General features: G+C 69.9%; 25 protein-coding genes and 2 riboswitches. Of the genes, 18 read left to right on the forward strand and 7 right to left on the reverse strand.

What is annotated here, in order from left to right; genetic code table 11:
• Positions 1-2: 2 nt before the first annotated feature.
• Entirely contained in the window at positions 3-1,097 is a 1,095-nt protein-coding gene (locus HHL11_RS24780; RefSeq protein WP_169421290.1) for an amidohydrolase family protein, read from the reverse strand.
• Positions 1,098-1,188: 91 nt separating this feature from the next.
• Here HHL11_RS24780 and lhpI point away from each other — a divergent pair, with 91 nt between their 5' ends.
• The 11 genes from lhpI (at position 1,189) to HHL11_RS24835 (ending at position 10,605) form a co-directional block, all read left to right on the forward strand.
• On the forward strand, positions 1,189-2,136 hold the full coding sequence (gene lhpI / locus HHL11_RS24785; protein WP_169421291.1) for a bifunctional Delta(1)-pyrroline-2-carboxylate/Delta(1)-piperideine-2-carboxylate reductase: 948 nt from the start codon (positions 1,189-1,191) through the stop codon (positions 2,134-2,136).
• A gap of 10 nt (positions 2,137-2,146) precedes the next feature.
• Entirely contained in the window at positions 2,147-2,494 is a 348-nt protein-coding gene (locus HHL11_RS24790) for a RidA family protein (protein WP_169421292.1), read from the forward strand.
• Between the two features lie 22 nt (positions 2,495-2,516).
• Positions 2,517-2,792 carry a DUF2164 domain-containing protein gene (locus HHL11_RS24795; protein WP_169421293.1) on the forward strand — a complete coding sequence of 92 codons (276 nt, stop codon included), beginning with the start codon at positions 2,517-2,519 and terminating at the stop codon, positions 2,790-2,792.
• A gap of 16 nt (positions 2,793-2,808) precedes the next feature.
• A riboswitch (TPP riboswitch) is annotated at positions 2,809-2,904 on the forward strand.
• Positions 2,905-2,965: 61 nt separating this feature from the next.
• A complete protein-coding gene (gene thiD, locus HHL11_RS24800; protein ID WP_169421294.1) occupies positions 2,966-3,805 on the forward strand; it encodes a bifunctional hydroxymethylpyrimidine kinase/phosphomethylpyrimidine kinase in 840 nt (279 codons plus the stop codon).
• Positions 3,802-4,896, forward strand: coding sequence for a LuxE/PaaK family acyltransferase (locus tag HHL11_RS24805; protein ID WP_169421295.1), 1,095 nt, complete (start codon positions 3,802-3,804; stop codon positions 4,894-4,896). Before thiD ends, HHL11_RS24805 begins: the two co-directional genes overlap by 4 nt.
• A complete protein-coding gene (locus HHL11_RS24810) occupies positions 4,893-6,350 on the forward strand; it encodes an acyl-CoA reductase (RefSeq protein WP_169421296.1) in 1,458 nt (485 codons plus the stop codon). Before HHL11_RS24805 ends, HHL11_RS24810 begins: the two co-directional genes overlap by 4 nt.
• Complete coding sequence (locus HHL11_RS24815) at positions 6,347-7,072, forward strand: ABC transporter ATP-binding protein (RefSeq protein ID WP_169421297.1); 726 nt, start codon at positions 6,347-6,349, stop codon at positions 7,070-7,072. The genes HHL11_RS24810 and HHL11_RS24815 overlap by 4 nt, the downstream gene beginning before the upstream one ends.
• A complete protein-coding gene (locus HHL11_RS24820; protein ID WP_169421298.1) occupies positions 7,069-7,818 on the forward strand; it encodes an ABC transporter permease in 750 nt (249 codons plus the stop codon). Before HHL11_RS24815 ends, HHL11_RS24820 begins: the two co-directional genes overlap by 4 nt.
• A gap of 11 nt (positions 7,819-7,829) precedes the next feature.
• Positions 7,830-8,825, forward strand: coding sequence for an ABC transporter substrate-binding protein (locus tag HHL11_RS24825; RefSeq protein ID WP_169421299.1), 996 nt, complete (start codon positions 7,830-7,832; stop codon positions 8,823-8,825).
• Between the two features lie 2 nt (positions 8,826-8,827).
• A complete protein-coding gene (locus tag HHL11_RS24830; protein WP_169421300.1) occupies positions 8,828-9,595 on the forward strand; it encodes an SDR family oxidoreductase in 768 nt (255 codons plus the stop codon).
• Entirely contained in the window at positions 9,592-10,605 is a 1,014-nt protein-coding gene (locus HHL11_RS24835; RefSeq protein ID WP_169421301.1) for a thiamine phosphate synthase, read from the forward strand. The genes HHL11_RS24830 and HHL11_RS24835 overlap by 4 nt, the downstream gene beginning before the upstream one ends.
• Positions 10,606-10,707: 102 nt before the next feature.
• On the opposite strand, the gene HHL11_RS24840 is transcribed toward HHL11_RS24835, so the two are convergent.
• From HHL11_RS24840 to HHL11_RS24850, 3 genes are read right to left on the reverse strand one after another with little or no spacing between them, the layout of a single operon-like run.
• Positions 10,708-11,484 (reverse strand): thiazole synthase, encoded by a 777-nt coding sequence (locus HHL11_RS24840; RefSeq protein ID WP_169421302.1) that lies wholly within the window; start codon positions 11,482-11,484, stop codon positions 10,708-10,710.
• Positions 11,485-11,489: 5 nt separating this feature from the next.
• Entirely contained in the window at positions 11,490-11,693 is a 204-nt protein-coding gene (gene thiS, locus HHL11_RS24845) for a sulfur carrier protein ThiS (RefSeq protein ID WP_169421303.1), read from the reverse strand.
• Positions 11,690-12,706: an FAD-dependent oxidoreductase gene (locus HHL11_RS24850; protein ID WP_169422263.1), complete on the reverse strand. Its 1,017-nt coding sequence runs from the start codon at positions 12,704-12,706 to the stop codon at positions 11,690-11,692. Before HHL11_RS24850 ends, thiS begins: the two co-directional genes overlap by 4 nt.
• 38 nt (positions 12,707-12,744) lie before the next feature.
• Positions 12,745-12,856: riboswitch (TPP riboswitch) on the reverse strand.
• 51 nt (positions 12,857-12,907) lie between these two features.
• Between HHL11_RS24850 and HHL11_RS24855 the strand changes: the two genes are divergently transcribed.
• The 3 genes from HHL11_RS24855 to HHL11_RS24865 all read left to right on the forward strand — a co-directional run bounded on the left by HHL11_RS24855 (position 12,908) and on the right by HHL11_RS24865 (position 15,985).
• The gene (locus HHL11_RS24855) at positions 12,908-13,393 is read left to right on the forward strand and encodes a MarR family winged helix-turn-helix transcriptional regulator (protein ID WP_169421304.1); all 486 of its coding nucleotides are present in this window, start codon (positions 12,908-12,910) and stop codon (positions 13,391-13,393) included.
• A gap of 112 nt (positions 13,394-13,505) precedes the next feature.
• Entirely contained in the window at positions 13,506-15,221 is a 1,716-nt protein-coding gene (locus HHL11_RS24860; protein WP_169421305.1) for a tannase/feruloyl esterase family alpha/beta hydrolase, read from the forward strand.
• Positions 15,222-15,271: 50 nt separating this feature from the next.
• A complete protein-coding gene (locus tag HHL11_RS24865; RefSeq protein WP_169421306.1) occupies positions 15,272-15,985 on the forward strand; it encodes an aspartate/glutamate racemase family protein in 714 nt (237 codons plus the stop codon).
• On the opposite strand, the gene HHL11_RS24870 is transcribed toward HHL11_RS24865, so the two are convergent.
• Positions 15,986-16,795 carry a DODA-type extradiol aromatic ring-opening family dioxygenase gene (locus HHL11_RS24870; RefSeq protein WP_169421307.1) on the reverse strand — a complete coding sequence of 270 codons (810 nt, stop codon included), beginning with the start codon at positions 16,793-16,795 and terminating at the stop codon, positions 15,986-15,988.
• A gap of 267 nt (positions 16,796-17,062) precedes the next feature.
• Entirely contained in the window at positions 17,063-18,028 is a 966-nt protein-coding gene (locus tag HHL11_RS24875) for an MBL fold metallo-hydrolase (RefSeq protein ID WP_169421308.1), read from the reverse strand.
• Between the two features lie 251 nt (positions 18,029-18,279).
• Here HHL11_RS24875 and HHL11_RS24880 point away from each other — a divergent pair, with 251 nt between their 5' ends.
• The 3 genes from HHL11_RS24880 to HHL11_RS24885 are packed head-to-tail and all read left to right on the forward strand — an operon-like array spanning position 18,280 to position 20,153.
• The gene (locus tag HHL11_RS24880) at positions 18,280-18,555 is read left to right on the forward strand and encodes a hypothetical protein (protein WP_169421309.1); all 276 of its coding nucleotides are present in this window, start codon (positions 18,280-18,282) and stop codon (positions 18,553-18,555) included.
• Between the two features lie 39 nt (positions 18,556-18,594).
• A complete protein-coding gene (locus tag HHL11_RS34735) occupies positions 18,595-18,723 on the forward strand; it encodes a hypothetical protein (RefSeq protein ID WP_281068737.1) in 129 nt (42 codons plus the stop codon).
• Positions 18,720-20,153: an MATE family efflux transporter gene (locus tag HHL11_RS24885; protein ID WP_169421310.1), complete on the forward strand. Its 1,434-nt coding sequence runs from the start codon at positions 18,720-18,722 to the stop codon at positions 20,151-20,153. The genes HHL11_RS34735 and HHL11_RS24885 overlap by 4 nt, the downstream gene beginning before the upstream one ends.
• 6 nt (positions 20,154-20,159) lie before the next feature.
• On the opposite strand, the gene HHL11_RS24890 is transcribed toward HHL11_RS24885, so the two are convergent.
• Positions 20,160-21,704 (reverse strand): MFS transporter, encoded by a 1,545-nt coding sequence (locus tag HHL11_RS24890; RefSeq protein ID WP_169421311.1) that lies wholly within the window; start codon positions 21,702-21,704, stop codon positions 20,160-20,162.
• Positions 21,705-21,778: 74 nt separating this feature from the next.
• Here HHL11_RS24890 and HHL11_RS24895 point away from each other — a divergent pair, with 74 nt between their 5' ends.
• The gene (locus tag HHL11_RS24895; protein WP_169421312.1) at positions 21,779-23,014 is read left to right on the forward strand and encodes a 3-methyl-2-oxobutanoate dehydrogenase (2-methylpropanoyl-transferring) subunit alpha; all 1,236 of its coding nucleotides are present in this window, start codon (positions 21,779-21,781) and stop codon (positions 23,012-23,014) included.
• Position 23,015: the final 1 nt, after the last annotated feature.

A 23,015-nucleotide genomic window follows, 5' to 3' on the forward strand; every position in this document is an offset into this window, starting at 1 on the left:
CCTCAGGCCGGCAGGCGCAGCATCCGCTCCAGGTTGCCGCCCAGGATGCCGATCCGGTCCTGCTCCGGCAGGTCGGTGGAAGTCGCGATGATGTCCGCCGTCTCCGGCCAGTTGTAGGGCATGTCCGAGCCGTAGACCACGTGGTCGGCGCCGCAGGTGGCGACGAGGTGGCGCAGGCCCTCGTGCGAGAAGACCATGGAGTCCACGTACAGCTGGTCGCGAAAGTACTCCGCCGGCTGGCGCTTGTTGGCGCACTTCGCCAGCGGCCGCGACGCACAGGCGACGTCCGTGCGTCCCAGGTAGGAAGCAATGTAGCCGCCGCCATGGGCGAGGATCACCTTCAGCTTGGGGAAGCGATCCAGCGTGCCGTCGAAGATCATGCGCGACGCGAACAGGGTGGTCTCCAGCGGGTTGCCGATCACATTGATCAGGTCGCCGCGGCCGTCGAAGCCACCCGGCTTGACCAGGTTCTCGGCCCCGCCGGGGTGCATGAAGACCGGCACGTCCAGCTCCTGCGCCTTGGCCCAGAACGGGTCGTATTCGGGGCCGGACGGGACGCGCCCGTTGACGTGCCCGCCGACCGAGGCGCCGCGGGCGCCCAGCGTCTTCACGGCGTATTCGAGCTGCTGCGCGGCGAGCTCGGGGTGCTGCAGCGCCGGCGAGCTCAGGAAGAAGAAGCGCCCTGGGTGTTTCGCGACGATGTCGCGCAAGCCTTCGTCCTGGAAGCGGATGAAGCGTGCGGCATCGTCGGGCGTGGCCGGATACCACCAATACTGGTTGACGCTGAGGACGCCGACGTCGATGCCGCGCGCGTCCATCTGCGCGATGCGCGCATCGCCGATCGTGAGCGAGCGGGCGATGGGCGTGCCCTCGGCCGGGTTCGCGGCGGCAGCCAGTTCGCCCGCGTTGATCATGCGGGCCGAACCCGGCACGTAGCAATGCGCGTGGATGTCGATGACGCGGGCGGGGCGGGCGCCGACGGCGATGCGCTTGCGGGTGGCAGGCTGCGCGAAAACGCGAGGTGCCGCCGGCAGCAGCGACAGGCCGGCGCCGAGCAGCAGGCTGCGGCGGGCGGAATTCGGGGCGGGGTGATCCATGGTGTCTCCTCTCTACGGCTCTTGATGGCCGGGCCATGATACGAAGCGCGCGGCGGAACGCAACCGGGGTGTGCCCGGTACCATCGATCCCATGCAAGTCCTGGATGCTGCCGCTACCCGCGCCGCCTTGCCCTTCGAGCGCCTGGTGCCCGCCTTGCGCGAACTGTTTGCCAAAGGTTGCACGGTGCCACCGCGCCAGGTGCTGGACCTGGGCAGCTTCACCTCGCTGGTGATGCCCGCCTGGGCCGAGGGGCGCTACTACGGCGTCAAGGTGATCAACATCGCGCCCGGCAACGCGTCGCGCGGCCTGCCCGGGCTGCATGCGAGCTACCTGCTGTTCGATGGCGTGACCGGCGTGCCGGTGGCGCTGCTCGATGGCGACGAGATCACGGCGCGGCGCACGGCCGCGGCTTCGGCGCTGGCCGCTTCCTGCCTGGCGCGCGAGGACGCGCGACACCTGTTGGTGGTCGGCGCCGGCCGCATCGCGCGGCTGCTGCCGGCGGCGCATGCCGTGGTGCGGCCGCTGGAGCGCGTGAGCGTCTGGGCGCGAGATGCCGCCAAGGCGCAGGCGCTGGCGGCGCAATGGCGCGAGGAAGGCTTCGATGCCCATGTGGCGACCGACCTCGTCCTGTCCTGCCGGGCCGCCGACATCGTGAGCTGCGCCACCTTGGCGACCGAGCCGGTGGTGCAGGGCGCCTGGCTGGCTCCGGGCAGCCACCTCGACCTGATCGGCAGTTTCACGCCGGCCATGCGCGAGGCGGACGATGCCTGCTTCGCCGGCGCCGCGCTGTACCTCGACACGGAAGAGGCGCTGAAGAAAAGCGGTGAACTGCTGGGGCCGATGGCGCGCGGGGTGTTTCGCGCCGAGGACGTGCGCGGCACTCTGGAGCAGTTGGCGCGCGGCGAGGTGCGGGGACGGCGCAGCAAGGAAGAGCGCACCGTATTCAAGTCGGTGGGGACGGCGCTGGAAGACCTGGCGGCGGCGATGCTGGTCGTCGGGGAGAATGGGCGCCCTGGATCCCCGCCTTCGCGGGGATGACGACACGCACATGAACATCCAACGCTTCGACGTCGGTGCCCGCCTCTCCGAGATGGCGGTGCACAACGGCACCATCTACCTTGCCGGCCAGGTGCCGGACGACGCCACGCAGGACATCCGCGGCCAGACGCAGCAGGTGCTGGGCATGGTCGACAAGCTGCTGGCGCGCGCCGGCTCCGACAAGACGAAGATCCTGATGGCGCAGATCTTCCTGGCGGACCTGGCCGATTTCGACGGCATGAACGCCGCGTGGGACGCCTGGATCCCGGCCGGCAACACGCCGCCGCGCGCCACGGTGCAGGCGAAGCTGGGCAAGCCCGACTGGCGCATCGAGATCGTCGTCACGGCCGCGGCCTGAGGCCGCAACACCGGAGCGCACCATGGCCATCGAACTGCCCAAGGACCTGCGCCAGCAGGCCATCGCCTCCATCGAGCGCTACTTCGCCGAGAACATGGAAGAGCGCATCGGCAACGTCGCCGCCGGCGCGCTGCTCGGCTTCTTCCTGGAGGAGATCGGGCCCGCCATCTACAACAAGGGCGTGCTCGACGTGCAGGAGCGCCTGCAGACGCGCGTCTCGGAGATCGACCTCGAGGTGCACGAGGACGAGTTCCAGTACTGGCGGCGCTTCGAGAAGGCCAGGCGCGGCAAGTCCTGAGCGCCTGTGTCACAATGCCCTTGCTCCGGGGTGTACGCGCCAGCGTGCTGAGATCCAGACCCGTGAACTTGAACCGGCTCATACCGGCGGAAGAAGAGCAGTCTCCCTGACCCGTCAGCGGTCGCGGGGGCGTTTCCCTTCGGAGCAAAGCATTCGCTCGCGAAGGAGCCCCCTTGGACACAGCATCCCCATCCCGCTATCCGCGCGTCCTGAGCATTGCCGGCTCCGACAGCGGCGGCGGCGCCGGCATCCAGGCCGACCTCAAGACCTTTGCCGCGCTGGGCTGCTTCGGCATGACGGCCATCACGGCCTTGACGGCGCAGAACACGCGCGGCGTGCGGTCCATCCACGCGGTGCCGCTGCAGATCCTGTCTGACCAGATCGACGCCGTGGTCGAGGACATCGGCGTCGACGCCGTCAAGATCGGCATGCTGCATTCCGCCGACACCGTGCGCACCGTCGCCGCCGCGCTGCAACGCCACCAGCTGCGCACGGTGGTGCTGGACCCGGTGATGATCGCCACCAGCGGCGCCGTGCTGATCGATACCGATGCGGTGGCCGTGCTGGTGCGCGAGCTGTTCCCGCTGGCCAGGTTGGTCACGCCCAATCTCGACGAGGCCGCCCACCTGGTCGGCCGCCAGCTCGAAAGCGAAGCGGACATGGAAGCGGCAGCGCGCCAGCTGCTGGCGATGGGCGCCCCGGCCGTACTGGTGAAAGGCGGCCACCTGGCCGGCGACACGGTCAGCGACCTGCTGCTGGCCGAGGGCGGCGCGCCCGTGTGGATGCGCGACGCCCGCATCGCCACCATCAACAGCCACGGCACCGGCTGCACGCTGTCCAGCGCCATCGCGGCGCGGCTCGCCCTGGGTGACGCGCTGCGGGACGCCGTGCAGCGCGCGCGGGCTTTCGTGCGCGGCGCGCTGCAGGCCGGCGCGGGCGTGCGCACCGGCGGCGGCAATGGGCCACTCAACCACGGCTTCGCTCCCGAAGCCATGCGCGTGCTCGCGTCATGAGCCTCACGCCCGCAGCCAGCGAGTTGGTCGAAGCCGTCCTTGCCTTCATCGGGCAGGACGGCTGCAGCGACGCCGAATTCGATGCGCTGGCCTTGCGCCTGTTCGCATTCCAGCACGCGAACAACGAAGCCTTCCGCCGCTTCTGCCAACGCCGCGGCGCCACGCCGCGCACCGTCAAGAGCTGGCGCGAGATCCCGGCGGTGCCGATCTCCGCCTTCAAGGAAGTGACGCTCAGCAGCCTGCCGGCGGCGCAGGCGCAGCGCGTCTTCATGACCAGCGGCACCACGCGCAAGGAAGTGAAGGGCCGGCACTACCACCCGAGCATCGCGGTCTACGACCGCTCGATGACCAAGAACTTCGGCGCGCGCTTCATGGCTGGCGCCGAGCGCCTGCCCATGGCCATCCTGTTTCCGGGCGAGCAGGACCTGCCCAACTCCTCGCTGGCGCACTACCTGGCGCTGGCTGTCGCGCATTGCGGCAGCGAAGACAGCCATGTCTTCGTCACGCCCGAAGGCATGGACAGCGCCGGCCTGCGCGCCTGGCTGCGGGCACGCGCAGCCGAAGGCCGGCCCTGCGCCGTGCTGGGTGCGAGTTATGCCTTCGTTCACCTGGTGGACGAACTGCGGCGCGCCGGCGAGAGCTTCCACCTGCCGGCGGGCAGCCGCATCCTGGACACCGGTGGCTACAAGGGCCAGGCGCGCGAGCTGCCGCTGGAAGACTTCTATGTCGGCCTGCAGGACGCCTTCGGCGTGCCGCGCGAGCGCTGCATCAACATGTACGGCATGACGGAGCTGAGCACGCAGCTCTACGACGATGGCAACGTGCTGGTGCCTTCGGTGAAGTCGGGGCCGCACTGGATCCGCTCGCGCCTGCTCGATCCGCTGACCGGGCGCGAGGTGGCGCAGGGCCAACGCGGCGTGCTGGCGCACTGCGACTTGGGCAACTTCAACTCGGTGACGACCATCCTCACGGAGGACGTCGGGGTCGGCGTTGCCACGGGGGGGGTCCTGCTGCTGGGGCGCGCCGAAGGCGCCGAAGCGAAGGGTTGCTCGCTCGCCGTCGAAGAGTTCCTGCGGGCGAACGCGCCATGACGCAAGCCTGGCGCGCCGGCTACCTGCCCGGACTCGCGGAAGGCGAGGTGCAATGGCACGCGCTCGAATTCAACGGCGTCGCCATCGAAGTGCCTCGCCTCGCGCCGGCGCAATTGCAGGCGCTGGCTCGGCGCGTGCAGGTGGCTGCGCAACGCGAGCTGCAGCCGCTGCCGGTGTCGCAAGTGATCACCATCCTCGATGCTGCGATCGCGCGCCTGCTCGATCCGCGCGATCCTTACCGCCGCGAGGCCGAACGCCTGCTGCCCGCCGTCACCGGCTACGACCCGGAGATGGTGCGGCTCGGCCTCAGCGCGTACCTGCAGACTTTCCGCGCGCCGCAACTGCACCGCTTCGTCGCCGAGGACTTCGCCAACCCCAAGGTGCTGGACGAGTTCCAGCCCGCCGCCAAGGGCGGCTGGGTGCGCGCGTTCGGGCCGCAGCTGCTGGTGCACAGCTGGGCCGGCAACGTGCCGGCGCTGCCGCTGTGGAGCCTGGCTTGCGGGCTGCTGGTGAAGGGCGGCAACGTCGGCAAGCTGCCGAGCGCCGAGCCGGTGTTCGCGAGCCTGTTCGCGCGGCTGCTGGCCGAAGTGCATCCGCCGCTCGCGGATTGCCTGGCCGTGGTGTGGTGGAAAGGCGGCGACGCGCAGGGCGCGCAGGCGCTGTTCGGCGAGGCCGACACCGTGCTGGCGTACGGCGGCAACGAGGCGATTGCGCAAGTGCGGACGCAGGTGCCGGCAAGCACACGTTTCCTCGGCTACGGCCACAAGCTGGGCTTCGGCCTGGTGGCGCGCTCGGCGCTCGATGCGCAACGCGGGCCGGACAGCGCGCGCGCCGCCGCCCACGACATCGTGCGCTACGAGCAGCAGGGCTGTTACTCGCCGCACTTGTTCTATGTCGAACGTGGCGGCGCGGTCGGCCCGCGCGAGTTCGCGCGCTATCTCGCGGCGGAACTTTCCAACCTGCAGCACCGCTTCCCGCGTCGCGCGCTGGCACTCGAAGAGGCCGCGGCCCTGGCCGGCTGGCGCCAGGCCGCGGAGCTGAAAGCCATGCAGGTGGAACACGCGGACTTGCTGGGCGATGAAGGCACGGCCTGGAGCGTCGCCTACGTCGATGCGCCGCAAGGGCTCGCGCCCACGGCGGGCGGCCGCAGCATCCTGGTCGCCGCGGTCGATTCGCTGGACCAGGCGGTGGAACTGGTCGCGCCACACGCACGCTTCCTGCAGACGGCCGGCATCGCCGCCGAACCGCGAGAGCTGTTCCGCCTCGGTGAATCCCTGGGACGCGCCGGCGTTACGCGCATCGCGGCGCTGGGTGCGATGACGGCGCCCGAAGCGGGCTGGCACCACGACGGCCGCTTCAACCTGCTGGACCTGGTGCGTATGGTGGAGATCGAGGCCTCCGCCGAACGCGCGGCCGATGCGCTCGCGCCGTATGCGCAGGAGGACCGGCGATGAGCGATGCCCTCGTGATCCAGGACGTCGACTACACCTTCCCCGGCTGGCCGCCGGTGGTGCAGGGCGCCAACCTGCGCGTGGAAGCCGGCCAGATCTGCTGCCTGGTCGGCCGCAGCGGCTGCGGCAAGACCACGCTGCTGAAGCTGGCCGCCGGCCTGCTGCAGCCGGATCGCGGGCACATCGAACGCGGTGCCGATGCCGGTTTCGTGTTCCAGGCGCCGACCTTGCTGGAGTGGCTGCGCGTTGTCGACAACGTGCTGCTGCCGGTGTCGCTGAAGCGTCGCGTCACTTCGCTGGACCTGCAGCGCGCGCAGCAGCTGCTGGAACAGCTCGGACTGGGCGCGCTGGCGCAGCGCTATCCGCGCCAGCTTTCAGGCGGCCAGCAGAGCCGCGTGTCGCTGGCCCGCGCGCTGATCCTGCGGCCCGCGCTGCTGCTGCTGGACGAACCCTTCGCGGCGCTCGATGCGATCACGCGCGAGGAACTGCAGCACGACCTGCACGAGCTGTGTGCGCAGCAGGGCACGACGGTGGTCTTCGTCACGCACGACATCGCCGAAGCGGTGTACCTGGGCGATCGCGTCGCGGTGGTCGACGCGGGCCGCGTGGCGCAGGAGATCGCGGTGCGGCTGCCGCGGCCCCGGCTGCGTTCCAGCCTGCCATTTGCCGAAGCCTGCACGCAGGTGCGGACCGCCATGCACCTGGACGAGGAGGCGCCCGCATGAACCGGCTCGGGTCCTTCGTCCTGCTCGTGCTGCTTTTGGTCGGCTGGGAAGCTGGGTGCCGCGTGTTCGACGTGCCGCAGCTGGTGCTGCCCGCGCCCAGCGTGGTCGCGGCCTCGCTGTGGAAAGGCCTGGCCAGCGGCTACTTCTGGCCGCACATCCGCGCCACGGCGCTGGAACTGGTGCTGGGCACGCTCGCCGGCTGCGCGCTGGGCTTCCTCACCGGCGTGCTGATGGCCGAGGCCGCGGGACTGCGCCGCCTGTTGATGCCCTATGTGGTGGTGAGCCAGGTCGTGCCCAAGCTGGCGCTGGCGCCGCTGTTCGTGCTGTGGTTCGGCTTCGGCACGAGCTCGCGGGTGGTCATCACCGCGCTGATCTGCTTCTTCCCGCTGCTGGAGAACACGCTCACGGCCTTGCAGCAGGTCGGCCCGGAGCGGCTCGAGCTGTTCCGCCTGCTCGGCGCGTCTCGCCTGCAGACGCTGCTGCGCCTGAAGCTACCCTCGGGACTGCCCGGCATCCTGGCCGGCGTGCGCGTCGCCGTGGTGCTGGCGCTGGTGGGCGCCGTCGTCGGCGAATTCGTCAGCGCCAACCAGGGACTCGGCGCGCTGGTGATCGCCTCCCAGGGCAACCTGGATACACCGCTCATGTTCGCCGTGCTGCTGCTGATCGCGGCGCTCGGCATGCTTGCCTACCAGGCCACGCTGCTGCTGGAGCGCTGGCTGCTGCTGCCTTTCACCCGCACTTCCTGATGGAGAACACCATGAACAAGCAACTCCAGCGCCGTGATGCGCTCGCCGCGCTCGCGGCCCTGGCCGTGGCGCCGCTCGCGCGCGCGCAGGCCAAGCCCCTGGACAAATTCACCGTCGCCGGCTGGAGCAAGCCCATCACCGAGGTCACGCCCCTGCTGGTGGACGAGGACAAGGGCTTTTACAAGGCACAGGGCCTGGCGCTGGATTACGTGCCGGGCGCGGGGAGTGCCGACGCCATCCGCAACGTCCTGGCCGGCCAGGCCGACGTCGCCTTCAGCGATGCCGTGACCTTCCTCGCGGCCGTCGACAAGGGTGAGAAGCTGCGCGCCATCTACGACATCTACCCGCAGAACGTGTTCAACGTCGTCGCGCTCAAGAGCAGCGGCATCACCAAGCCGTCCGACCTGAAGGGGAAGAAGGTCGGCGTCTACAGCCTCGCGAGCGGCACGCGCCAGAACCTGCAGGTGTTGCTGCACCAGGCCGGTTTGGCCGAAGGCGACGTGCAGGTGCAGGTGACCGGCGTGCTGAACTTCGCGCCGCTGCTGCAAGGCCAGGTGGACGCGACCGCTGCCACCGACACCGGCCTGGCCGTGGGCCGCCGCCGTGGCCTGGGCGAAGTGAACGTCATCGAAGTGGGCAAGTACCTGCCATCTTCCAGCGACCTGTTCGTGGTGCGCGAAGACGTGTACCAGCAGAAGAAGGCGCTGCTCGCGCGCTTCCTGCTGGCCTACCGCAACGCGGCGGCCTGGATGATCGCGAAGCCGGAAGAAGCCGCGCAACTGGCCACCAAGCGCGCCATCGACGGCAGCGACCCGGCGGTGAACCTGGAGATCATCAAGCTGCGCAATGCGTCCAGCGTGTCGGACCTCACGCGCAAGCAAGGCCTGGGCACGATCGACATTGCCTCGCTGCAGAAGGCGGCCGATGCCTACCGCCAGCTTGGCATGCTGCAGAAGGCCGTCGACGTGAAGCAGGTCGTTGCCACCGACCTCCTGTCCGGACTCTGACCATGGACTTCCGCGGCAAGGTGGTGCTCGTGACCGGCGGCGGCCGCGGCATCGGTGCGGCCATCGCGCGCGCCTTCGCCGGCGAAGGCGCGCTGGTCGCCGTCAACTACCTGCGCGACGCCGAAGCTGCCGCGGCCACCGTGCAGGCGTGCCGGCTCGCGGGCGGCGATGCCTTCGCGGTGCAGGCCGACGTGGCCGTGGCGGACGAGGCGGCTCGGCTGGTGGACCAGGTGGTGGCCGAAGCGGGCAGCATCGACGTGCTGGTGAACAACGCCTTTCGCCCCTATGCCTTCGACCCCGAGCAGCGCAAGACCTTCGGCGAGCTGGGCTGGGGCGACTACCAGGCGCAGTTCGAAGGCGCGGTGGGCGGCGCGCACCACGTCACCCGCGCGGCGCTGCCGCACTTCCTGCGCAAGGCGCAGGGCAGCATCGTCAACATCGTGACGAATCTCGTGGAGCACCCGCTGGTGCCCTACCACGACTACACGACGGCCAAGTCGGCGCTGGTCGGCTTCAGCCGCAACCTGGCGGCCGAACTGGGGCCGCTGGGCGTGCGCGTCAATTGCGTGGCGCCGGGGCTGGTCTATCCCACCAGCGCGAGCGCGTCGACGCGGGCGCGCTTTCGCGAGGACATCATGGCGGCCACGCCGCTGCGCCGGCTGGCGCGGCCGGAAGACGTGGCGGGCCCGGTCCTCTTCCTCGCTTCGGACTGGAGCGGTTTCATGACGGGACAGGTGCTGTTCGTGGACGGCGGCCTGGTGATGCGATGAACGACAGGCAATTGGTGGTGGTCGACGCGGCGCAGTTCGGCGGCCGCCTGCCGGCGGACCTGCCGGCAATCGCGCGCGAGCTCGCGCAGCAGGGGCAGGACGTGTGCATCGCGCGCGTGCTGCATGCCGATGGGCGCATGCTGCACTGGATGCAGGCGGAGCACGCCTGCGGCTGGCTGGAGGCGCAGGGCTCCGGCGCCGCGCTGGCCGTGGACGCCTTGGCGCAACGCGCGCGCGAGGCGCTGGCGCGCGGCTTCGTCGCCGCCGATGCGCTGGTGCTGGCCGTGTGGCAGCCGGGCGAGCCGCTGCCCTGGTTGTCCTGGGGTGAATTGCCGCCGCGGCCACCGCAGCCGCCCGCGGTGCTGCCGCCGCTGGACCTGTACGCCATCGTCGACAGCGCCGCGCGCATGCGGCAGGTGCTGGCCGCCGGCGTGCGCACGGTGCAGATCCGCATCAAGACGCCGGACGCGCGGCTGCGCGCCGAGTTGCAGCAATGCATCGCCGATTGCGCGGCAGCCGGTGCGCGCCTGTTCGTCAACGACCACTGGCAGCTGGCGCACGAGCTCGGCGCCAAGGGCATCCATCTCGGGCAATCGGACCTGGTGGAACTCGGGGAAGAAGGCCGCGCCGCGGTGCTGGCCACCGGCATGGAACTGGGCGTGAGCTCGCACGCGCTGTGGGAGCTGTGCCGCGCGCGCACCTTGTCGCCGGCCTATATCGCTTGCGGGCCCGTGTGGCCGACCACGACCAAGGACATGCCCTGGGTGCCGCAAGGGCTGGACAACCTGGCGTGGTGGGTGAGCGTCGCGGGAAGGCCGGTCACGTCCATCGGTGGGATCCTGGAAGTGGAGCAGGTGAAGCTGGCGGCGAGCACGGGGGCGGAAGGCGTGTGCATCGTGCGCGGGCTGGGAGACGATCCGTCGCAGGTGGTGCCGGTGCTGCGGTCGGCGTTGGAGGAAGGCCGACGCAGCCCGATGCCCGCGCCTGCGTACCCGCACCCCACCTTGTAGGTGCGCCGCTCCGCTGCGCACCGCACGACCACGTGGCCGATCACGCGGTGCGCAGCGAAGCTGCGCACCCTACAGGATCACATGGAGGTCACAGCCTGAACGTCAAAGCACGAATGGCCGCCCCGTCACCGGCGTCGTCGGCACCGCCATCTCCTGCTTCGCCATCACGCCCGCCTCGTAGGCCAGGCGGCCGGACTCGATGGCGAGGCGGAACGCGCGGGCCATCACCACCGGGTCGTGCGCCTGCGCCACCGCCGAATTGAGCAGCACCGCGTCGTAGCCCAGTTCCATCGCCTGCACCGCATCCTTCGGCGAGCCGATGCCGGCGTCCACCACCAGCGGCACGTCAGGCAGGCGCGCGCGCAGCGTGCGCAGCGCGGTGGGGTTCAGCAGGCCCTGGCCCGAGCCGATCGGCGCCCCCCAGGGCATCAGGATGCGGCAGCCCGCATCCAGCAGGCGCTGGCAGGTCACGAGGTCGTCGGTGCAGTAAGGGAAGACTTCGAAGCCGTCCCTCGCCAGCGTGCGCGCGGCGTCCACCAGCTCGAAAGGATCGGGCTGCAGCGTGTACTCGTCGCCCACCACTTCCAGCTTGATCCAGTTCGTGCCGAACAGCTCGCGCGCCATGCGCGCCAGCGTCACCGCTTCGCGCGCGCTGCGGCAGCCAGCCGTGTTAGGCAGCAGGTGGGCGCCGCTCTCACGAATGAGCTTGTAGAAGTCGCCCGGGCCGCCACCGGCGGCCAGCTGGCGCTTCAGGCCCACGGTCACGACCTGCGTGCCCGAAGAAACGATGGCGTCCTGCAGCACCTGCGGCGAGGGATAGCCGGCGGTGCCCAGGAAGAAGCGGCTCTCGAGTTCGATGCCGGCAATGCGCAAGGCCATGGGACTCAACCTCCGGTGATCGGCTGGAAGGTGAACACCGCGTCGCCTTCGGCGAGGTGCACGGTGGCGCGCGCATCGCGCGCGATGAATTCGCCGTTGACGGCGGTGGCCAGCGCCTGTGGCGCCTGGCCCAGGGCTTCCACCAGCTGCGCGAGCGTGGTGCCTTCGGCGACGTCGCGCGGCTCGCCGTTGACGGTGATCTGTTTCATGAGGGCAGTTCGGAAAGCGCCTGTTCCACCAGCGCCGGCGCGATCAGCCAGCCATGGCGGAAGAGGCCGTTGATGCGGGTGCGCCCGGGCTCGTGCGCCAGCAGCGGCAGGTTGTCGGGCAGGGCGGGGCGCAGGTTCGTCTCGCTGTGCACGATGCGAGCCTCGGCCAGTTCGGGCAGCACGCTGTGCGCGGCGGCCAGCAGTTCCACGGTGCTGCGCAGCGACACCGGCGAGCGGTCCTCGCTCTCGATCTCGCTGGCGCCCACCACCACGATGTCCGGCGCGCGCGGCACCAGGTAGACGCGATGGCGCGGATGCAGCAGCCGCACCGGGCGCTGCAGCGCGAGGCCCGGCGCCTGCAGCCAGAAGATTTCGCCGCGCACGCCGCGCACCTGCAGTTCCGGTTTCGCGCCGGTGCCACGCACGTCGAACACCCAGTCGAAGCGCTGTTCGCCGCGCTCGGTCACCAGCAGGCCGGGCGCCGTGCGGGAGACGGTCTCGCCCCAATGCCATTGCGTGTTCTGCGCGCCGGCGGCCAGCGCCTGCATGGCCTGCACGGTGTGCAGTTGGCCTTCGCAAGGCAGCAGCCAGGCGTGGGCCGGGCCTTGCACGTGCGGCTCCAGTTCGCGCAGCGCGGCGGGCGACAGCGTCTCCGGCGCATGGCCGGCCGGCGCCTTGCTGGCCAGCAGGTCGACGACACGGCGCGCTGCACCTTCATCGCCGCGATGCGCCAGCAGCAGGCTGCCGGCGCTGCGAAATTCGACGGGCTGCGGGAGCTGCGAGAGGATGCGCGGCCACAGTTCGAGCGTGCGCAGGCCGAGGCGGAACACGTTGTCGTCCGCGCTTTCCAGCTCGGCCACCGGGCTTAGCATGCCGGCAGCGGTCCAGCCGGCGGCGCCGCGCGCCTGCGCGTTGAAGGCGGGATCGAACACGTGCACCGTATGCCCGGCGCGGCCCAGCTGGAAGGCGAGCAGGCGCCCCAGCAGGCCGGCGCCGGCGATGCCGATCTTCATCATTCGGGGAGGGGGCCGCGCAGGGCGGCGAGAGGAAGGAGGTCTTGCATGGCTCTTCTTACGCCGGTACGAACCGGTTCAAGTTCACGGGTTTGGTTTTTGCCATCTCAGCGAAGCGGCACGATGCCGCCCGCACCCCGGAGCGGTGATGAGTATACGCCCCGCTTGGCGCGCGCCGCTTTTGCGCCAGAATCGCCCCTCATGGCACGCAAGAACGAGGACGGGCAGGCGAGCACCCCGGCGCCCGAGGGGCGCATGGAAGAGGCCGTGCTGCACGACCTCGTCGGCTACCAGCTGGCCCAGGCGCAGATCGCCGCGCTGGCCATCTTCTATGCCGCCGCGGGCCGCCCTCTCGAACTGCGCCACGTCGAATACACGGTGCTGGCGCTGATCAAGGAGAACCCGGCCTGCACGCCGGCGCGGCTGGCCAAGGAACTGGCCGTCACGGCCGGCAACATCACCATGTGGGTGGACAAGCTGGTGCTGCGCGAACTGGTGCGGCGCGAGACCAGCGCGGTCGACCGCCGCGTGCAGCACCTGTACGTCACCGAGAAGGGCGAGAGCCTGGTGGTGGCCGCCACGCGCCAGCTGCTGGATGCCGAACGCAAGCGCCTCGATACGCTGTCGCCGGCCGAGCGCGCCATGCTGGTCGAACTGCTGCACAAGGTCGCACAATCCCGGGATTGATTCAACCCGTCAAGCATATCGGGGCGAACACCTAGGGGAAAGTTCTAGGAAATTGGCGGAAAACAGCTTCATAAGATGAAGTTGTTTGCCCACCAACGAGGAGACATCCCCCATGAAGAACAGACTTCCGGGCTACGCCGCATCCGCGGCCACGCTCCTGCTGCTGGCCGCCTGCGGCGGCAGCGGCAACGACGACAGCGGGCCGCAGCTGGGAGCGGCGGTCGGCGCGCAGCTCAAGTCCTGCACCGACCTCGCCAGCAAGATCAGCTTCGCCAACACCACGATCACTGGCGCCAATGCCGTCGCCGACGGCACGGCGGTGGGAGGCCTTCCCGCGCCGGCGCATTGCCAGGTGACCGGCAACATGTTCAGCCGCACCGGCATCGACGGCAAGCCCTACGCCATCGGCTTCGAGATGCGCCTGCCCAATGACTGGAACGGCCGCTTCTTCTACCAGGCCAACGGCGGCACCGATGGCAGCGTGGTCGCGGCCACGGGCGGCGTCAACGGCGGTGGCGGACTGACGAACGCGCTGAAGATGGGCTTCGCGGTGATCAGCTCCGACGCCGGCCACGCCAACGATCCCACCAACCCGTTCGGGCCGCCCGTCTTCGGCGTGGATCCGCAAGCGCGCCTGGACTACGGCTACCAGGCCGTCGGCAAGCTCACGCCGATGGCCAAGAACGTGATCGCCACCGCCTACGGCAAGGGCCCGGACCGCTCGTACATCGGCGGCTGCTCCAACGGCGGCCGCCACACGATGGTGGCGGCGTCGCGCTATGCCGACCAGTACGACGGCTACCTCGTGGGCGACCCGGGCTTCCGCCTGCCGCTGGCGGCCATCGCCAACATCAAGGGCGCGCAGACCTACGCCACGCTGGCGACCAACCCCGCGGACCTGTCCACCGGCTTCACTACCGCCGAGCGCACGCTGGTGTCCAACGCCGTGCTCTCGAAGTGCGATGCGCTGGACGGTGTCGCTGACGGCATGGTCAACGACACCAAGGCCTGCCAGAAGGCCTTCGACCTGCAGCGCGACGTGCCCACCTGCAACGGCGCGCGCGACGGCAGCTGCCTGAGCGCCGACCAGAAGACCAAGATCGCCGGGCTGTTCGCCGGCGCGACCACCAGCACGGGCGCCAAGATCTATTCCAGCTGGCCTTACGACAACGGCCTGGCCACCGGTGGCTGGTCGTTCTGGAAGTTCACGGTGCCGATGATCCTGGACTCGGGCGCCGTCGGCCTGATCTGGCAGGTGCCGCCGGAAGACCCCGCCACCTTCAGTGGCCCGGTGTTCGCCCTGACCGGCAACGTCGACACCATGCTGGCCAAGGTCAATGCGACGAACGCGACCTACATGGAGAGCGCGATGTCCTTCATGCTGCCGCCGGACGCCGGCAACCTCGACAAGGTGAAGAGCCGCGGCGCCAAGATGATGGTCTATCACGGCACCGCCGACCCCATCTTCTCGAGCGACGACACGACGTCCTGGTATGACCAGCTGTCCACCCGCAGCGGCGGCAGCGCGCAGGGCTTCGCGCGCTTCTATCGCATCCCCGGCATGAACCACTGCTCCGGTGGCCCGGCCACAGACCAGTTCGACATGCTGACCCCGTTGGTGAACTGGGTCGAGAAGGGCGTCGCGCCGGACAGCGTGACGGCCAGCGTGCGCGGCGCCGGCAATGCCGGTGGCGCCAACGCCGACATTCCGTCGAGCTGGTCCGCGACCCGTAGCCGCCCGCTGTGTCCGTATCCGCTGGTCACCCGCTACAACGGCGGCGACAAGGAGTCGGCAGCCAGCTTCAGCTGCGTGATCGCATCGAACTAGCGCTATTTTCCTAGGTGCATTTGCATGGGCCGCAGTGGATACTGCGGCCCATGCCGTCTTTGCCCACCCCCTTGCACATCGGCATCGTGGCCTGTTCCGCCGAGGGTGCCGCGCTCTGCTACCGCACCATCTGCCGCGCTGGCTCCGACCTGCTGGGCGCGCATGCGCACCCGGAGCTGTCGATGCACACGCCCTCGCTGGCGGGCTACCTCGATTGCCTGGAGCGCTCCGACATGGGCGGGGTGGCGCAGCTGATGCTGGAATCGGCGCGCAAGCTGAAGCAGGCCGGCGCCGATTTCCTGATCTGCCCCGACAACACCATCCACGCGGCCTTCGAGCAGGTGGCGCCGCATTCGCCGCTGCCCTGGCTGCACATCGCCGACGTGGTGGCGGCCGAGGCGCAGCGGCGCGGCTTCCAGCGCGTGGGGCTCACCGGCACGCAGTGGCTGGTGGACAGCGACGTGTACCCGCAGAAGCTGGCCGCGCGCGGGCTGCAGTGCGTGAAGCCGAATACGGCGGAGCGCGCGAAGCTCAATCGGATCATCGTCGACGAGCTGGTGCTGGGCGAGTTCCGGGCGCCCAGCGTCGCCTGGCTGCAGCAGCTCATCGCCAGCTTGCAGCGCCAGGGCTGCGATGCCGTTGCGCTGGCCTGCACCGAGATCCCGCTGGTGATCAGCGACGGGAACTCGCCCTTGCCGACTCTGGACTCGACGCGCCTGCTGGCGCTGGCGGCGCTGAAGCGCGCGATCGAAGCGGCGCCCTGATCAGGCCGCGCCGAACTCGTAAGAGGCCATCGGCACCTTCATGACGTGGTCGACGAACAGCCGGTGGCCGGTGTCGTCACCGGCAGCCCCGGCCGCGACCATCAGCGGGATCAGGTGGTCCTCGCGCGGATGCGCGATGCGCGCGGCCGGGGCCTGCTGCCAGTGCACCAGCATGTCGTTGCGCTTGGCCGCATCGGGCTGCGAGATCGCATCGTTCAGCCAGTCCTCGAACGCCGTGGCCGGCGCCGTGGCGGCGTCCTGGTTGAAGCCGCGCATGTTGTGGAAGGTGAGCCCGCTGCCGAGGATCAGCACGCCTTCGTCGCGCAGCGGCTGCAGTGCCTGGCCGGCGCGGATGTGTTCCGCCGGGTCGTAGCTGGACTTCATTGACAGCAGCACGACCGGCACGTCGGCGTCCGGGTACATCAGGTACAGCGGCACGAAGGTGCCGTGGTCGTAGCCGCGCTGCGGGTCCTCGCCGGCGCGGATGCCGGCATCTCCCAACAGGCCGCGCACGCGCTGCGCCAGCTCCGGTGAGCCCGGTGCCTTGTACTGCAGCTGGTAGGTGTGCTCGGGGAAGCCGTAGTAGTCGTAGTCCATGGGCGGCTGCGCCGAGGTGGACACGCGGAACTCCGGTGCTTCCCAGTGCCCGGTGATCACCAGCACGGCTTTCGGCTTGGCGGGCAGGCGCTGCGGCAGCGCGGCGAACTCGCGCACGGTCTTCGCGAAGGCCGCGCGGCGGTCGTCCATCCACGGCCAGGGGCCGCCGCCGTGCGAGACGAAGTAGACGGGAAAGCGCTGCGTACGGGTCATGAAGCATCCAGGCGAAAGCAGCTAGCGTACTACCGCTCATGCAAGCGTGCATTGCGTCACGGCCGCGTTCGGCCCCATCACCCGAATGACCGATGAAAAACACGCTGCAAATGCGCAGACTCTCTCCATCCCGAGGTGCAAACGTGATGACCGCCAACTTCCCCCTGAACGGCAATTCCCGCAAGCAGCGCAAGACCCAGTCCGTGGCCTGGTTCCTGGCCATGGTGGGCTTCTCGCTGGCCGCGGCGGTCATCATCGTCCTGTAACTCAACGCAACGACGAATAGTTCAAGGGCACGAACACGTAGCCCTTCCCATCGGCCGCCGCCCGCAAGTGCCCCACGCCGGGGAAAGCCAGGTGGGCCGCACCGACCAGGTAGCCACCCTTCGCCGCATCCGTATAAGCCGCCACGCGCTGCGCCATCGCGGGCGCGTTGTCGCTGTCGAAGGCGATCGTGACCGCCGGGTCCTCGAACTGCACGGCCGCCACGTGCATCAGGTCGCCCCACAGCACCAGCTTCTGGCCCTGGCTTTCGATGACATAGACCGTGTGGCCCGGCGTGTGGCCGTAGGCCGATTGCGCGCGGATGCCCGGCGCCAGGTCGGTGCTGCCTTCGAAGGTCTTCAGCATGCCGGCCTGCGCGTACGGGCCCACCGAGGCCTGCGCGGCGGAGAAGAAGTCCTTCATCTGCGGCGCGGCGGCGTTCATGTTGGCCTCGCTCAGCCAGTAGTCGGTGTCGCGCTTGTCGATGCGCAGCACCGCATTGGGAAAGGCGCGCGTGCCGCCGGATAGCAGGCCGCCGACGTGGTCGGCGTGCATGTGCGTGATGTAGATCTCGTCCACCTGCTCGGGCCGGTAGCCGGCCGCGCGCAGGTTCTGCAGCAGGAAGCCCAGCGTCGGCCCGAAGGTGTTGCCGGCGCCGGTGTCCACCAGCACCAGCTTGCTGCCCGTGTTGACCAGGAAGCCGTTGACCGAGGTCTCCACCTGCTCGCCGAGGTAGCTGCGCTTGAGCGCTTCGCCGATGCGGGCCGGGTCGCCCTTGAGCAACTGCGCGACCGGCAGCTTCACGGTGCCGTCGGACAGCACGGTCACTTCGTAGTCGCCCACCATCATGCGCTGCCAGCCGGGCGCCTGCTGCTTCTGCAGCGGCGCGTCGGCAAAGCTGGCGCTGGGCAGGGCGGCCGCGCCGGCCAGGCAGGCGGCGGCGAACAGGGTGGCGAGCAGCTTGGGCATCTCTCGGTCCTCCGGTGTGGGATGCGCGGATTTGACATGGCACGGCCCGGCCGTACAAGCAGGCGGGGAATTCGCTGGAACTGCCGCTGGGCTTCCTGCAGGGCTTGGGGCGCGGCTTCTTCTGGCTCGCACTGCTGGCCTGGGCCGCCACCGCCGTCGCGCGGCTGCGCCGCTTCACCGCCGGCCTTGTCCGACACGCGCCGCCCGGTCCGGCACGTTGAATGAGGGCAGATGCGAAGAAGGAGTTACCCATGAAGCTATCCGCCATCGCGCTGGCCCTGGCCGTCGGCTGCGCCGGCTCGGCCTTTGCCGCCAGCGAGACCACCGTCAAGGACCCGAGCACCGGCGTCACGCTGCACGGGCCGCGGGTCGATGACAGCTACAACGCCACGCCGAAATCGCAGAAGTTCTCGGCCGAGGTGAAGTCCGCCCTGCACCGCGTGGCGAGCGCGACCCGGCGCGTGGTGCATCGCGCCGACGTGGCGCTGCACGACGCCGTGCACCACAACGACTCGGGCCGCGTGTAGATTGCGGCTACGGGCCGCAACGACAGGAAGGCAGCCGACATGACCTTGCTATGGATCGCGTTCTTCGTGCTGGCGGCGCTGTTCGCCGCGGCCGTCGTCGCGAAGATCGTGCGCAGCATCGGGCGCGGCGGCCAGTCGCCGGCCCGGACGGAGCGTCCCTGGCGATGAGGCGGGACAAGGTCCCGATCCAGCGCCAGCAACTGCTGCTTACCGGCTCGATCCCGCGGGCGCTGCTGTCGCTGGCCGTGCCCATCATCCTGGCCAACCTGCTGCAGACCGGTTACCAGCTCACCGACGCCTTCTGGGTCGGCCGTCTCGGCGCGTCCGCCGTGGCGTCCATCTCGGTCAGCATGCCGGTCACCTTCCTCGTCATCGCGTTGGGCTCGGGCCTGGCGATGGCGGGCGCGACGCTGTCCGCGCAGTACATGGGCGCGGGGCGGCAGGACATGGTCAACCACGTGGCGGCCCAGACCATGCTGATGGTGGTACTGACCTCGGTGCTGTTCGGCGGCCTGGGCTACTTCCTGGCGCCGCAACTGCTGCATCTGCTGGGCGTGGCGCCTGACGTGTTCGCCAACGCGCTCGGCTTCTTGCGCGTGTCTTTCGTCGGCATCATCTTCGTCTTCACCTACGCCATGTTCCAGGCGCTGATGCGCGGCGTGGGGCAGACGCGCGTGCCGCTGCTGATCGTGGCCGGCACGGTGCTGCTGAATTTCCTGCTCGACCCGCTGCTGATCTTCGGCTGGGGCCCCATCCCCGGCTACGGCGTGATGGGCGCCGCGCTGGCGACCCTGACCACGCAGGCGCTGGCGGCGATCGCCGGCGTGTTCATCTTCCTGCGCGGCCGCCACGGCATCCACCTGCAATGGCGCGGCTTCCTGCCGGACTGGGAATACATCAAGCGCGCCTTCTTCCTCGGCATCCCCGGCTCGCTGGAGCTGTCCACGCGCGCGCTGGGCCTGATGGTGATGTCCTTCCTGGTGGCGAGCTTCGGCACGCTGACCATCGCCGCTTACGGCGTCGGCTCCAACATCCTGCAGGTGGTGACCATTCCCGTGATGGGCCTGTCGATGGCGGTGTCGACGCTGGTCGGCCAGAACATGGGCGCGGGCAACGTGGACCGCGCCGGGCAGGCCGCACGGCTGGGCGCGGTCATCAGCTTCGTGCTGCTCACGGTGGCGGGCATCGTCGCCTGGTTCGCGGCGCCGCTGCTGATCGCCTTCTTCGTGCCGCGGGATGCGGACGTGATCCGTGAAGGAGCGAAGTTCCTGCGCGTGATGTGCCTGGCCTGGGGCTGCATCGGCGTGCAGCTGTGCATCGTTGCGGCCTTCCGCGCCAGCGGCAACATGCTGATGGCGATGGTGATCGCCATGGTCTCGCAGTGGATGGTGCAGTTCCCGCTGGCCTACGTGCTGGGCAAGCACACGGAGCTGCACGAGCAGGGCCTTTGGTGGTCCTTCCCGGTGACCAACGTCATCGTGGCCCTGGTCTCGCTCGCCTGGTTCGCGCGCGGCAGCTGGAAGCGCACGCGGCTGACGGAGGAGGATGCGCAGATCACGCAGGTGACGGACAACGCCTATACGGAGGAAGGGCGCTGAGCGAGGCTAGGATTCTCTGGCGGCGGGGGCGCGCCGCCCTGCCGCGGAATCGAGCATCAGCCCCGCCACCACCGCGCTCGCCAACGCCAGGCCGGCGCTCGCCGCCATGATCCAGCGGTAGCCCGCGACGAAGGCGTCCTTCACCACCTGCGCGCCGGCGCCCGGCGCGGCGATGGCGGCCAGCTTGTCGCGCTGCGACCAGATCTTGTCGACGACGTCCGCCGGCACGTGCGCGGCGGCCAGGCCCTCGTGCAGGCGCGGCCCGAACACCGAGGCCATCAGCCAGCCGAACACCGCGATGGCCAGCAGCGCAGCGACCCGCGACACCGCATTGTTGATGGCGGAGGCGACGCCGGCCTTGTCGCCATCGACGGCGTTCATGACGGTGGTCGTCAACGGCGCCACCGCGATCGCCATGCCGAGGCCCAGCACCGCGATGCCGGGGAAGAAGCCGCGCAGGTAGCCGCTATGCGTGCCGGGCAGGACCAGCAAGGCGAAGCCGACGGCCGCGATGGCCGGCCCGACCACCAGCGGCCCGCGCGCGCCATGGCGCTCCACCAGCGCGCCGGCCCAGCGTGACAGCGCGAACATGATGGCGATGAAGGGCAGCAGCGCCGCGCCCGCGGCCGTCGCCGACAGGCCTTGCACCTGGATCAGGTTCAGCGGCAGGAAGAACAGTCCGCCACCGAGGGCGGCATAGAGCAGCAGAGTCAGCAGGTTGGCGCCGGCGAAGTTGCGGTTGCGCAGCAGCCCCAGCGGCAGCATGGGCGCGGGCTGGCGCCGCTCCACCAGCAGGAAGGCCACCAGGCTGGCGATGCCGATGGCCAAAGCGGCCAGCACCGCGGCCGAGCGCCACTGCCGCGTGGGCGCTTCGATGAAGGCGAACACGATGCCGCCGAGCGCGAGCGTGGCCAGCAGCGCGCCCGGGAAATCCAGCCGCGCTGCGGCGCCGGCGCGCCGGCCTTCGGGCACGTGCTTCCACGCAATGGCGAGCACCAGCACCGACAGCGGAATGTTCAGCGCGAAGGCCCAGGCCCAGGAGAAGCGATCCACCAGGAAGCCGCCCAGCAAAGGGCCGCCAGCCGACGCCACCGCACTGGCCCCGGCCCAGGTGCCGAAAGCCTTGCCGCGCTCCTGGGGCGCGAACACGAGATGGACCAGCGCCAGGCTGCCCGGCACCAGCAGCGCCGCGCCCGCGCCTTGGACGGCGCGCGCGGCAATGAGCCAGCGCACGCCGGGCGCCAGCATGCAGCCGACCGAAGCGACACCGAAGACGGCCGTGCCCAGCAGGAACACCTGGCGCCGGCCGAAGCGGTCGCCCAGCGCACCGGCCGCCAGCAGCAGCGCGGCCAGCAAGAGGGCATACGACTCGACCACCCACTGCGCCTGGTACACCGAAGCGGACAGTTCACGCTGGATGGCCGGCAGGGCGACGTTGACGACCGTGCCGTCGACGAAAGCCAGGCTGGAACCCAGGATGGCGGCAGCCAGCACCCAGCGCTTCTGCGCGGGGGAACAGGCCACTTCGGCGGCGCCGGACTCTGCGGTCATGCCGGGTTGTACCCCACGCGCGGCGCGTTGTGCGCGACACTGCAGGTGCATCACCTCGGCCTGGAGACAAGCCCATGAGTTCGCACCCGCCGTTGCGCCTGCACGTGCCCGAGCCATCCGGCCGGCCGGGCCACGCCACCGACTTTTCCTACCTGTGGCTGTCGGAGGCCGGCAGCGTGCGCCGGCCCGCCGTCGATACCACGCACTTCGACACGCAGGACCTCGCGTATCGCCTGATCCGGGTCCTCAACCACGAGGGCCGCGCGGTCGGCTCGTGGGCGCCGGCTATCTCGCACGAGCAACTGCGCCACGGCCTGCGCGGCATGATGAAGACGCGCATCTTCGACGCCCGCATGATGATGGCGCAGCGGCAGAAGAAGATCTCCTTCTACATGCAGTGCCTGGGCGAGGAGGCGATCGCGGTGGCGCATGCGATGGCGCTGGAACCCGGCGACATGTGCTTCCCCACCTACCGCCAGCAGGGCCTGCTGCTGGGCCGCGAAGACGTGTCGCTGGTGGAGCTGATGTGCCAGCTCATGTCCAACGAACGGGACCCGATGAAGGGCCGCCAGTTGCCGGTGATGTATTCGTCGAAGGAGAAGGGCTTCTTCTCGATCTCGGGCAACCTCGCCACGCAGTTCATCCAGGCCGTGGGCTGGGCGATGGCCTCGGCGATCTCCGGCGACACGCGCATCGCCAGCGGCTGGATCGGCGATGGCGCCACCGCCGAATCGGACTTCCACACTGCGCTGACGTTCGCGCACGTCTATCGCGCGCCGGTGATCCTGAACGTCGTCAACAACCAGTGGGCCATCTCCACGTTCCAGGCCATCGCGGGCGGCGAGTCGACCACCTTCGCCGCGCGCGGCGTGGGCAACGGCATCGCTTCGCTGCGCGTCGACGGCAATGATTTCCTCGCGGTGTACGCGGCCACGCGCTGGGCTGCCGAGCGCGCGCGCAGCAACCTCGGCCCGACCCTGATCGAGTGGGTGACCTACCGCGCCGGCGCGCACAGCACTTCGGACGATCCTTCGCGCTACCGGCCCGCGGACGACTGGCAGCGCTTCCCGCTGGGTGACCCGATCGCGCGGCTGAAGCAGCACCTGGTCGCGCTGGGCATCTGGTCGGAGCAGGAGCACGAGAAGGTGCAGCAGGAGCTGGAAGCGGAAGTGGCGGCGGCGCAGAAGGAAGCCGAAAGCCACGGCACCTTGCTCGACGGCCACATCCCGAACGTGGCCTCGATGTTCGAAGACGTGTATGCCGAAATGCCCGCGCACCTGCGCCGGCAGCGGCAGCAACTGGGGCTGTAGA

It is taken from the genome of Ramlibacter agri, from assembly GCF_012927085.1.
In the GTDB taxonomy this organism is placed as follows: Bacteria; Pseudomonadota; Gammaproteobacteria; order Burkholderiales; family Burkholderiaceae_C; genus Ramlibacter; species Ramlibacter agri.

What these genes read in the sequence shown, in the direction of transcription:
- lhpI (WP_169421291.1), top strand. Translation starts at nt 1,189, where the DNA reads ATGCAAGTCCTGGATGCTGCCGCTACCCGCGCCGCCTTGCCCTTCGAG.
- HHL11_RS34735 (WP_281068737.1), top strand. Translation starts at nt 18,595, where the DNA reads ATGACCTTGCTATGGATCGCGTTCTTCGTGCTGGCGGCGCTGTTCGCC.
- HHL11_RS24870 (WP_169421307.1), bottom strand. Translation starts at nt 16,795, where the DNA reads ATGACCCGTACGCAGCGCTTTCCCGTCTACTTCGTCTCGCACGGCGGC.
- HHL11_RS24850 (WP_169422263.1), bottom strand. Translation starts at nt 12,706, where the DNA reads ATGAAGATCGGCATCGCCGGCGCCGGCCTGCTGGGGCGCCTGCTCGCC.
- HHL11_RS24855 (WP_169421304.1), top strand. Translation starts at nt 12,908, where the DNA reads ATGGCACGCAAGAACGAGGACGGGCAGGCGAGCACCCCGGCGCCCGAG.
- HHL11_RS24810 (WP_169421296.1), top strand. Translation starts at nt 4,893, where the DNA reads ATGACGCAAGCCTGGCGCGCCGGCTACCTGCCCGGACTCGCGGAAGGC.
- HHL11_RS24790 (WP_169421292.1), top strand. Translation starts at nt 2,147, where the DNA reads ATGAACATCCAACGCTTCGACGTCGGTGCCCGCCTCTCCGAGATGGCG.
- HHL11_RS24820 (WP_169421298.1), top strand. Translation starts at nt 7,069, where the DNA reads ATGAACCGGCTCGGGTCCTTCGTCCTGCTCGTGCTGCTTTTGGTCGGC.
- HHL11_RS24875 (WP_169421308.1), bottom strand. Translation starts at nt 18,028, where the DNA reads ATGCCCAAGCTGCTCGCCACCCTGTTCGCCGCCGCCTGCCTGGCCGGC.
- HHL11_RS24890 (WP_169421311.1), bottom strand. Translation starts at nt 21,704, where the DNA reads ATGACCGCAGAGTCCGGCGCCGCCGAAGTGGCCTGTTCCCCCGCGCAG.
- HHL11_RS24830 (WP_169421300.1), top strand. Translation starts at nt 8,828, where the DNA reads ATGGACTTCCGCGGCAAGGTGGTGCTCGTGACCGGCGGCGGCCGCGGC.
- HHL11_RS24895 (WP_169421312.1), top strand. Translation starts at nt 21,779, where the DNA reads ATGAGTTCGCACCCGCCGTTGCGCCTGCACGTGCCCGAGCCATCCGGC.
- HHL11_RS24795 (WP_169421293.1), top strand. Translation starts at nt 2,517, where the DNA reads ATGGCCATCGAACTGCCCAAGGACCTGCGCCAGCAGGCCATCGCCTCC.
- HHL11_RS24880 (WP_169421309.1), top strand. Translation starts at nt 18,280, where the DNA reads ATGAAGCTATCCGCCATCGCGCTGGCCCTGGCCGTCGGCTGCGCCGGC.
- HHL11_RS24865 (WP_169421306.1), top strand. Translation starts at nt 15,272, where the DNA reads ATGCCGTCTTTGCCCACCCCCTTGCACATCGGCATCGTGGCCTGTTCC.
- HHL11_RS24780 (WP_169421290.1), bottom strand. Translation starts at nt 1,097, where the DNA reads ATGGATCACCCCGCCCCGAATTCCGCCCGCCGCAGCCTGCTGCTCGGC.
- HHL11_RS24815 (WP_169421297.1), top strand. Translation starts at nt 6,347, where the DNA reads ATGAGCGATGCCCTCGTGATCCAGGACGTCGACTACACCTTCCCCGGC.
- thiS (WP_169421303.1), bottom strand. Translation starts at nt 11,693, where the DNA reads ATGAAACAGATCACCGTCAACGGCGAGCCGCGCGACGTCGCCGAAGGC.
- HHL11_RS24835 (WP_169421301.1), top strand. Translation starts at nt 9,592, where the DNA reads ATGAACGACAGGCAATTGGTGGTGGTCGACGCGGCGCAGTTCGGCGGC.
- HHL11_RS24825 (WP_169421299.1), top strand. Translation starts at nt 7,830, where the DNA reads ATGAACAAGCAACTCCAGCGCCGTGATGCGCTCGCCGCGCTCGCGGCC.
- HHL11_RS24860 (WP_169421305.1), top strand. Translation starts at nt 13,506, where the DNA reads ATGAAGAACAGACTTCCGGGCTACGCCGCATCCGCGGCCACGCTCCTG.
- HHL11_RS24840 (WP_169421302.1), bottom strand. Translation starts at nt 11,484, where the DNA reads ATGGCCTTGCGCATTGCCGGCATCGAACTCGAGAGCCGCTTCTTCCTG.
- HHL11_RS24805 (WP_169421295.1), top strand. Translation starts at nt 3,802, where the DNA reads ATGAGCCTCACGCCCGCAGCCAGCGAGTTGGTCGAAGCCGTCCTTGCC.
- HHL11_RS24885 (WP_169421310.1), top strand. Translation starts at nt 18,720, where the DNA reads ATGAGGCGGGACAAGGTCCCGATCCAGCGCCAGCAACTGCTGCTTACC.